Genomic DNA, 9,608 nt, shown 5'->3' with positions numbered 1-9,608 from the left:
ATACTGGGGCCGACCTGAAAAATGGAAGTCAACGTTTCGTAAAATCGAGAAACGTTGGCTTGGATGAATCGAATTCCAAGGGCGGTCTATACGAAGGAGCTTCGCGACGAAGCGGTCAAGCTGGCGTTGACTGAGGGTGTTGGGGGTATCGGAAGCTTCCCGGCGGTTGTCGATTTCAACCAAGACGCTGGCAAACTGGGTACGCGCGGCGAAGGCCGGCAAGCTGAAAGATGTCGGTCGGCACCAGAAGCCACTGACAGAAGTGGAGGTCGACCTGGCGCGGGCCAAGCGCGAACTGGCCGAGGTCAAAATGGAGCGCGATCGGCTAAAACGTCGAACCTGAATAATCTTGGATCGTATATGCGGCTCGCAGCCCTAATTTCGGCGCTCCACCGTTGCGTGCAACAGCGCCCGCACGTCACCGTGATCGGCGCGGGTCTGCCTTAGTTGCGAGGTCGCATGGGGGAAGCGAAGTCTTACGCCGAACGCTTGTTCGACTTTGTCGAGATCGGACCTCTCCCAATCGGCGAAGCCGAGCGCGCCATCACGGTTCCAGCCGAGGAGGAGGGCATCGATGTCGAGCCCGAAGCGGTCGCGCGCATCGTTCAAGAGACTTCAGGCTACCCCTATTTTTTGCAGGAATGGCGCAAGAGTGCATGGGATGTCGCAGACGCAAGCCCAGATTACACATGGCCGATGTCACCAAATGCCTCGGAGCTGGCCGTCGCAGCGTTGGACGAGAGCTTCTTCCGGGTCCGTTTCGATCGTCTCACGCCGACGGAGAAGCAGTATCTACGGGCGATGGCGGATCTTGGTCCAGGCCCGCGTCGGTCGGGGGATATAGCGCCCCGACTTGGCCGTAAAGTCGAGTCTCTTGGAGCGATTCGCAGCGGACCGATCAGCAAAGGCATGATCTGGAGTCCGACCTACGGAGATACAGCGTTTACCGTCCCGCTGTTAGACGAATTCATGAAGCGAATCATGCCGGAGTTCCGCGGCTGACTAGGATGAATGAAGCGTTGGCAGTTTATATTTTTTACATAAACTGCCAACGCTTCATCAAAGAAGTGCTTGATGCGGAGGGGCGGACTCAGCGTGGCGGCGTATCAGTCGACGCGCCTGGACTACTTCGCCGCGCAGCACGAAGTCCCATTGGACGGTCCGGACGCCCTGCGTCGGTAGCCATAGATTACTTCGTGGGACGCATTGATTGCAGCGCGTCGGCCTGGGAGCGCGCGCCGCTCAGTGCCTGCGGCCTGCGCAAATGAAACCGCAGCGGCTGCTCGCCCCGGGCGACCGACGCCGCTTCGTTGTCGGCGGCGCATCCGCAGCATCCATCACCGCACCCGCCATCGACCGTAGAGTTTCGCGTCAGCCGGCGCGCGAACCTGCACAACACGAAGCATGCGCTGCCAATCACAAGGATAGCGACCACCATGTACTGCCAACCGAATCCTGAACTCATGACAACGCCCTCGCAATCTGATAGGTCGCGAACGACGCGGTGTACGCCATCGCGAACATGTAGCCGAACGCGAGCGCGACGATGCGCCACGAACCGGTCTCGCGGCGAATCACGGCCAGCGTCGACATACATTGCGGGGCAAAAGCGAACCACACGAGCAGCGACAACGCACTGGCGAGCGAGAAATTGGCGGCGAGCGCATGACCGACGCTCGCGATGTCGGCGTCGCCGCCGCTCACCGCATAAACGGTCGCCAGTGCCACGACAGCGGTTTCGCGCGCGGCGAATGCGGGAATCAGCGACAGGCTGATCTGCCAGTTGAAGCCAAGTAGCGCGAACACGTGCTGCAGACCGCGGCCCAGATAGCCGGCGAACGTGTAGTCAATCGCTGGGCCGATGGCACCCGCCGGTGGCGACGGAAATGTCGAGATGAACCACATCAGCACGGTCAGTGCGAGGATCACGCCGGTCAGCCGCTTCATGAAGATCGAGCCGCGCTCCCATAGGCCGATCAAAACGTCGCGCGGCCGCGGCAGGCGATACGACGGCAGTTCCATCAGGAGTGCATGCTCGCCCGCGTGACCGCGCAGCTTCTTCATGATCCAGCCCACCAGCATCGCGCCGCCGATTCCAACAGCATACAGCGCGAACAGCACGATGCCCTGCAGGTTGAACAGGCCGAGCACGCGATGCGACGGAATGAATGCGCCGATCAGCAACGCATAGACCGGTAGGCGCGCGGAGCACGTCATCAGCGGTGCAACGAGAATCGTTGCAAGCCGATCGCGCGAGTCTGTGATGCTGCGCGTGCCGAGCACGCCGGGAATCGCGCACGCGAAGCTCGACAGCAGCGGAATAAACGAGCGTCCGGTAAGCCCGACTGACACCATCGTGCGGTCGAGCAGGAACGCGGCGCGCGGCAAGTAGCCCGACTCCTCCAGAACCAGAATGAACAGGAACAGCACCAAAATTTCGGGCAGAAAGCCGACCACCGTGCCGAGTCCACCGATCAGACCGTCGGTAATGAGACCGAGCAGCGGCCCGCTTGGCAGCCACGCCCCGGCCAGCGTGCCGAGCCACGCGAAGCCGTCACCGATTGCGTCGGTCATCGGCTTGCCAATCGAATAAACCGCCTGGAACACCAGGAACATCGCGGCAGCGAGTATGACGAGCCCGAGCACCGGATGCAGTGCCCAGCGGTCGATGAGGTCGTCGCGCGCGTCGGTAGCGCGCGGCATCTCGACCGCGGTGGCAAGCAGCGAGCGCACTCGCGCGTGAATCGCGTCCGGGCCGCTTCCGAGGTCCGGCGCAGGCGTTGTCTCGCGCTTGCCCGGATGCTCACGATCGAGCACGTCGACGAGCGGGCTCACGCCCTCGCGCCGGACTGCCACGGTCTGGACAATCGTCACGCCGAGTTCGCGCTCCAGCGCAGCGACATCGATGCGGATGCCGCGCCGCTCCGCGGCGTCCATCATGTTCAGCGCCAGCACGACCGGACGGCCGAGGCGCTGCACTTCGAGCACGAAGCGCAGGTGCAGGCGCAGATTGGTTGCGTCGACCACGCAGACCACGAGATCGGGTGGTATTTCGCCCGGATGGTAGCCCAGCAGCACGTCGCGCGTGATGCGCTCATCGGGGCTCGTCGAATCGAAACTGTAGGCACCCGGGAGGTCGAGCACTTGGATCTGCCGGCCGGACGGCGAGACATATTTCCCGAGCTTGCGCTCGACGGTGACGCCCGCATAGTTTGCGACCTTTTGGCGGCCACCCGTCAACTGGTTGAACAATGCAGTCTTGCCGCAGTTTGGACTGCCGACCAGCGCGACGCGCAATGCAGCGGAACTCATGAGCGGCCGGCCTCTCGGATGCTGACGCGCTCTGCTTCCGCGCGGCGCAGCGCGAAGCGGGTCGAACCGATTTGGATCAGGATCGGGTCGGCACCCCATGGCCCGCGCGCTACCACGCGCACCGGCTCGCCGGGCACGAAGCCGAGATCGCGCAGACGCTGCGCAATTGGGTCGTCCGGCTGTACGTCGTCGACATGGTCGACGAGGGCTGGCGTGTATTTCGTCAGGTTCGAGAGGCGCATCGCTGGCTAAAGTCCACCACAAACAATGAGAGTGATTCTCATTATATAAAGGGGCAGCGAGATGACAGCTACACGTTTTTGACCAATGCTCGAGGCATTTCGCCGCAGGCGCGCGCCGGATCGCATGAATGCCTACGCTTGCCTGAAACGCTCCATATAGAACCGGCCGACCGGCAGCACAACGCGGCCGCCATGCAGAAGAACGCGCAGACGGCCCGACAACGCAGGACTTCGTCAACCACTACGACACCGCGATGCTGCCAGCGCGGCTGCGTAAACCGAAAGATAGAGAGTAGGTTTCACATTGCACCTCGTCCGGTGGTTGGAGCGGCGATGAAGGTTGCTTGTGTTGCTTTGCGTTCACCCGTGCCTCTTACGAGTAGGACATCCCCCGCAGGTTCGTACAGGAAGCGGTGATCATTGCGCTCGCCGATGACGGCCGCCTTCCAGATGGCCGCGTAGAAGTTGAAGTTCGCCAGGGCCTCGGTCAGATCGGTCATTGCGGTACCGTCGAGCGTGTCGAGGGATGAGTGCCATGACTTTCGAGGCTGCTCGCACGGTATTCGGCGCGTAAATTGCTTGCCGAGATCGATTCCTAACGTGACCGAGTTCATGGCGACCTCCAAGGGTGGTAGCGCCACTACGATAAAAGAAGCGGGTGGACCATACCATTAGTGGCCGACCAGCTTGCTGATGGTTCGAAGTTCCGCACCTTGACGATCGTGGATGTCTTCACGAAAGAAACATTGGCCATCGAAGTTGGACAGCATTTGAGAGGCGAACACGCGGTGTCAGCATTGAATCATATCGCCGTCAGACGCGGAGCTCCGCGACACCTGTTCGTGGACAACGGCAGGAAATTCTCCGGGCGCCTGCTCGACATGTGGGCATATCACTGTCGCGCAAAAATCGACTACAGCCGCCCGGACAAGCCGACGGACAATTGCCACATCGAGACATTTAACGGATCATTCCGCGACGAGCGTTTGAACCTACATTGGTTCGAGACGCTGGGCGAAGCCAAAGCGATCATCGAGGTTTGGCGTCGGGATTACAACGAGAGCCGTCCTCACTCTGCGCTCAAAGAATTGGCACCAACTGAATTCGCCCGCCAGCTGGTGCTTTCGGTGGGTCCGGCTGGACCCGAAACACCGGAAAACTCGCCCTAGATCTGGTCTAGGAAGCCCGGGCGGATCACAGGTGTTATGTAGATCTTTCCTGATTGTCCAGCTTTTGCGGAGCCACAACATGCCGATTTCTCGCACCAACTTTCTATCATCCGCTTCTGCTCGTTCCCACCATTCGGGCACAAATTGGGGTGCTTACCCTCCTTCGCGATCCGATGTAGATGAGTCGGGCTTCGCGAGCAACAACGACTTTTCTGGATGGCGAGGCCACTTTTCAAGAGCGATCAATGGCTGTGTTAACGTGAGCTTCTCGTTCACGTCAGGTAGGCAATCAACCCGGCATGCGACTTTAAGCGCTACCCCCGCTCAGGGCCGGCGTGTTGTGAGGGCGGTGGAGACTGTACGAGGAGACGTGATAGGTCCTATTGACGAGCTTGCCGGGACGGTGACCGGAGACGTGCTGGGTTCGATCGGCAATTTGATTGGAATCGTCAGAGGCGATGTGAACGGAGACGTAGACCAACTGGCCGGGACCGTTGAAGGTGACGTCAACGGGAGCGTCAATCGACTCGACGGAACTGTCAGGGGAGACATCAATGGGAGCGTCAATCGACTCGACGGAACTGTCGGGGGGGACGTCAATGGAAGCGTCAATCGACTCGACGGAACTGTCAGGGGAGACATCAATGGGAGCGTCGATCGACTCGACGGGACTGTCGGGGGGGACGTCAATGGAAGCGTCACTCAACTCGGCGGAATCGTCAGGGGCGACATCAATGGGAACGTCAATTGGATCGACGGAGCGGTTGGAGGAGATGCCATCGAAGGTCTTCATCATCCATCCGGGATGTCACGTGGGGAGAGCATCGTCGGTTCGATTCGCCAGAGTGATCAGTCGGGCGCATCGGTTCTTGTCGGCGTTCCAGGGTTGTTGGGGGAGCAGAACCTCTCATCGTCGCTGGACCGCGGTGAGCGGATCGCGCAATCCGCTGTTCCGGATGTGAGTGACACGTGTGGTCCTGATGGTCGCGCGAATCGTCGCGATTCGAATGCGTCACGGGTCGACGCAAGGCCCAGTGCACCCCACAATGCGCTAATGCTGGCGGTCAGCCGCTGGACATCTGGGTGCGACCACGTAGCGACTCAATGGTCTCATTTCGACGACGAACGCAACGCGTGCAATTTTGCGACGCTGCTCGACCGTCTTGACAAGACTGCGGAAGCACTGAATGGCGGCGCGCGCACGTTGCTGGCGCAACGGATCTGTGACGTGCTGGATGAGCTTGGTCGTTCGGCTGAGCTGAGGTCGACCTGTTTTGCTATCGCGGAAGACGCGCTCGGTGCGTGTGCTGATCGCGTGGCATTGGGCTTCGAGTATGTCGAGGACGCGATTGTCAATCACAAGGCATCCCGGGGGGATTTTTCCCAACAGGCACTGCTTCGACTCGGCAAGCAGAAGTTCCGGCAGGCCGTCGTAGAACGCATCGCCAGGGAAAAGTGCACACCAGGATCCGATCCGGTGGAAGTCCACCTGGCCTACCGCACACAACTGAAGGAGCCTCTCGACCTTCCCGGCAAGTCGATCCACATGCTTCATCGGTTTGCTGCACGAGTGAGTCAAAAAGACTTGATCCAGGCGATCGCGACGGTACGGCGTCTAGAGGCAAGTGAAGAGTTACGAGAGTTTTTGTGTAAGTATGAACCGTGGAAGGAGCATCTGAAACGAACACACGTCGATGCGTTCACGCGTTGGTTGGCGCCAGTGGTGGCGAATATGGACAAATTGTCGGTTCCGCCTGCTGATATGAGCGACGGCGAATATAAGAAAAAATGTGATGAGTTGGCCGAGCTGCACAAAAGCCTCGAAGATAACGTCGTGCGCGCATTGACTGCGAGTTGTTTATGACTTGACCCAATTCTCGGCATCTCGTCATGATTGCAGTGGCGGGCGCACGTACAATTGTCAGTGGATATTCTCGAATTTCGAGCAAAGAATTGAGTTGAGCACTCATTTTTTGGCAATATTATCCATAATTTGTGAAGATCGCACTCGCTTTCGAGAGGATATAAGCGTGAAATTAGTAGAATTTCATTATTGAAGCGGCGGCTGAGCTGCTCGTTAGCTGCGCGCTTCTGATTAATCAACCTCCGAATAGCATAGCAAACCGATTGATTGCGGATGGCCAGTCGCCTTACACGTACAGTCATGGCCAGGATATTGAGTCAATGCTCAAGGTAGCGTGATGGCAGCCTTGTCATCCGTGATGTAATCGCAATTCTTGATATACATTGGCCGGAGCTTGAGCTGGCGGTCGTCGGGTGCTGCCTCTTGAGCGGTTTGTGAAATTCGAGACGGAAGGGGAGTGTTCTAATTCCTTTGGAATAGCTGTGAGGATTGTGGAAGTCTATTGACGTCGCTTGATGCGGCAAGCGACTCTGGTTCACTTCGTCAAGAATCTATTTGCCATCGCAAGACATGATACAGACAGGGGCCTGGTGCAGGAACACGGCGCACCTGTTCGGTCTGTTCCTCTTAGTGAAACTGTTGATCGCGCGAAGTTGGCTTCGGTTGATGCATGGAAGTAATTCGTCATCCGTGTCGGAAACGCGAAAAATGCCGTGTGTCTTTGGTCAAAATCCCCAGAATTGGGCGGCACGTAGCCTCGGCATCCGGCCAATCGCGGGCTGGCGTCGCCGACAACTTCACGCGATTGCCTATTAAACGGTGATCCCCTATGGCTTGTATCTCAAGCGTCGTTTCGAGTGATGGGCGGGTCGCATCGTGTTCGCATCGGGGCAAAAACGACCCGCTCGTTCAGCAGGACCGCTTGTTGGATAATCCGCCGGATATCATGACATTTCAAAAGTTTGAAGTGTCTGATGGGGGGCGGATCATGTTGTTCTTTTCGGGTGGGCGTCGCATGCAACTGACTGCGGACCACTTTGGGGGCGGGCAGTATGATTTGACGGAGTTTGAAGCAGGGCGGTTGTTGTGCGTGACCGTCGGCGGTGACAATACGCTACTTCATCGACTCACGTGCACTAATGCTGACAATATCGGTGTGGATGAGGCGGCCTGCATCCACGCGCTGCTGAATCGGGCTCGGCATGACGAGGCGGATTTGGGGGGAGTTGCGTCGATTTATGCAAAGGTGAGCGAGGCCTACCGACGAGCGGGCTGCGATGAAGCACACGACCCAGATCAGCGAATTGCGTTTTGCGAGGAGGCGGCCGTCATCGCCATGCAGGCAGCGCAGTCATACGAACTGGCAAAGAGGCCCTTGAATGCAGCCGCATCATACGAACAGGTAGCCTCGGCATATCGTCTGATCGCGGAAATTAGTCAAATGGCTCAGCTCGAGGAGGGCTCGCTAGCGCTGGTGAAAGAGATGCATGCCGGGGCCAGCAAGCTGGCGTACAAGTCTTACCGAAGCACTCTTGACGAAGAGGTCGTTGACTCCGATGGCAATTGCTTTTTCGAGGCGCTTAACAAATCGGGAGATTTAGGTCGAGGTGCGAGTACGCTTCGATCCGAAGCGGTCAGAGAACTGCGATCAAACGAGGGGAGTTATGCGCCTTTTGTGGTTGGCAACGATGTCGAGTCGCTCGCTTTAAAATTGGTGCGTGAAGGAGAATGGGAAAAGGGCGATATTGTTCCATATTTGTTGGCGAATGTATTGCGTCGCCCAATTAGAATTTTGGATAAGTGTCGCGAAACGGTGTTTACTGTGCACCCCAGTGCGAGTGATGGCGGTGAGCCAATTACAATCTTCTATAATGGAACAAGTCATTACAATGCGGCTGTACCCAATCAAGCGGTTGAATTGACTGGCGACCTGCTAAGCCACTTTTCAGATAACGTGTGCGGATCGCAAGTGGGGCGCGAGCGGAAGATCTCGGGTACGGTGAGCGACCGCTACGACCTTTCACGCTTTGTGAACGTTCAGGCCTCGACTTTTAATGCGGCCATAAAGGAACTGCGCAACGGATGTAAGGAATCGCACTGGATGTGGTACATGTTTCCCCAGCTCAAGGGGCTCGGGATGAGTGACAACGCTAAGCGGTTCGCGATTGGTTCGTTGTCGGAGGCTATCAGCTACTTGTCGCATCCCGAGCTGGGTAAGCGTATAACGGAAATGACTGAGGCCGTAAATCAAATAAAAGGACGGTCGATTCAAGAAATTTTTGGCGTCGTGGATGCAATGAAATTTCATTCATCGATGACATTGTTCTCGATGGCGGCTGCCGACAGTGGAAGCGTATTCGCTACCGCGCTAGAGAAGTATTTTGGCGGAAAGCGAGACGAAAAGACAGTGGATTTGCTCAACGCTCGGTTACTAGGAGGTTGAGTGAGAAGGGGGTATCGGCGACTTTACCTTGGCTCGAACTTGCGTCCAAAAGAGGGCGCTCGCTGCGAGGTGAAGTTCAACCCGTTTGAGGGTCGGCAGGAACGGGAACGTGGTAAGCACGATTCTCCGCCATCGGTCTGAAACCGGACCCGTGGCAGGTGAGCCGCAAGGCGAGCTGTTGGAGGAGCAGACAAGAGAATGCGGGAAAATCGAATGCCGGGCTGTGATCGCCCAAATGCGGGTTCAAATTTTGCCCTGGCCTGAAAAGGTGCAGACCACCGCGTGGTGCAGTTGTCGCAAGTCCACGTTTGAGATTCACCGAGGGGAATCTTGTGAGAGACTGGTATGACTACGGTTCAGCGCCCTTCGTCTCAGTGATGAGGCGAATCAACAACTGGATGCTGGCGAAGTGCTCGTGCAGTTGGCGAGGCCGGCGTCAGCGCGACGCTTCATGCTGTGCTCGAGCCGTATGCAGGGGAACGCTCGCACGTATGGTTCTTCGGGGGGTGCCCCTATATGTTTCGTCAAGCGTTAGGGGCTGACTTGGGTTGGTAAATGGTGCCGTCACGCAGCATGGC

At 57.9% G+C, this 9,608-nt stretch carries 6 protein-coding genes and 2 pseudogenes; 5 read left to right on the top strand and 3 right to left on the bottom strand.

The window, feature by feature from the left end:
• Positions 1–63: 63 nt before the first annotated feature.
• Positions 64–334 (top strand): annotated as a pseudogene (locus WS45_RS33950) (transposase); the annotation flags it as partial.
• 125 nt (positions 335–459) lie between these two features.
• Positions 460–1,002, top strand: a complete 543-nt coding sequence (locus WS45_RS23820) for a hypothetical protein (protein WP_059533155.1) — start codon at positions 460–462, stop codon at positions 1,000–1,002.
• Between the two features lie 459 nt (positions 1,003–1,461).
• Here WS45_RS23820 and feoB read toward each other — a convergent pair whose 3' ends face one another.
• The 3 genes from feoB to WS45_RS23800 all read right to left on the bottom strand — a co-directional run bounded on the left by feoB (position 1,462) and on the right by WS45_RS23800 (position 4,168).
• Positions 1,462–3,312, bottom strand: a complete 1,851-nt coding sequence (gene feoB / locus WS45_RS23810; protein ID WP_059533151.1) for a ferrous iron transporter B — start codon at positions 3,310–3,312, stop codon at positions 1,462–1,464.
• Entirely contained in the window at positions 3,309–3,554 is a 246-nt protein-coding gene (locus tag WS45_RS23805; RefSeq protein ID WP_059533149.1) for a FeoA family protein, read from the bottom strand. The genes feoB and WS45_RS23805 overlap by 4 nt, the downstream gene beginning before the upstream one ends.
• 299 nt (positions 3,555–3,853) lie before the next feature.
• A complete protein-coding gene (locus WS45_RS23800) occupies positions 3,854–4,168 on the bottom strand; it encodes a hypothetical protein (protein WP_156437257.1) in 315 nt (104 codons plus the stop codon).
• A gap of 45 nt (positions 4,169–4,213) precedes the next feature.
• On the opposite strand from WS45_RS23800, the pseudogene WS45_RS33945 reads away from it, so the two are divergent.
• The 3 genes and pseudogenes from WS45_RS33945 to WS45_RS36565 all read left to right on the top strand — a co-directional run.
• Positions 4,214–4,723, top strand: a pseudogene (locus WS45_RS33945) (integrase core domain-containing protein); the annotation flags it as partial.
• Between the two features lie 370 nt (positions 4,724–5,093).
• Entirely contained in the window at positions 5,094–6,587 is a 1,494-nt protein-coding gene (locus WS45_RS33940) for an NEL-type E3 ubiquitin ligase domain-containing protein (protein ID WP_179950390.1), read from the top strand.
• A gap of 925 nt (positions 6,588–7,512) precedes the next feature.
• Positions 7,513–9,030, top strand: a complete 1,518-nt coding sequence (locus tag WS45_RS36565; RefSeq protein WP_373557201.1) for a DUF1810 family protein — start codon at positions 7,513–7,515, stop codon at positions 9,028–9,030.
• Positions 9,031–9,608: the final 578 nt, after the last annotated feature.

It is taken from the genome of Burkholderia sp. RF2-non_BP3 (assembly GCF_001522185.1).
Lineage (GTDB): Bacteria > Pseudomonadota > Gammaproteobacteria > Burkholderiales > Burkholderiaceae > Burkholderia > Burkholderia diffusa.
The sequence above is the reverse complement of the archived record's forward strand: the minus strand, read 5'-3'. Positions and strand labels throughout refer to the sequence as shown.

What these genes read in the sequence shown, in the direction of transcription:
- WS45_RS23805 (WP_059533149.1), bottom strand. Translation starts at nt 3,554, where the DNA reads ATGCGCCTCTCGAACCTGACGAAATACACGCCAGCCCTCGTCGACCAT.
- WS45_RS23820 (WP_059533155.1), top strand. Translation starts at nt 460, where the DNA reads ATGGGGGAAGCGAAGTCTTACGCCGAACGCTTGTTCGACTTTGTCGAG.
- WS45_RS23800 (WP_156437257.1), bottom strand. Translation starts at nt 4,168, where the DNA reads ATGAACTCGGTCACGTTAGGAATCGATCTCGGCAAGCAATTTACGCGC.
- feoB (WP_059533151.1), bottom strand. Translation starts at nt 3,312, where the DNA reads ATGAGTTCCGCTGCATTGCGCGTCGCGCTGGTCGGCAGTCCAAACTGC.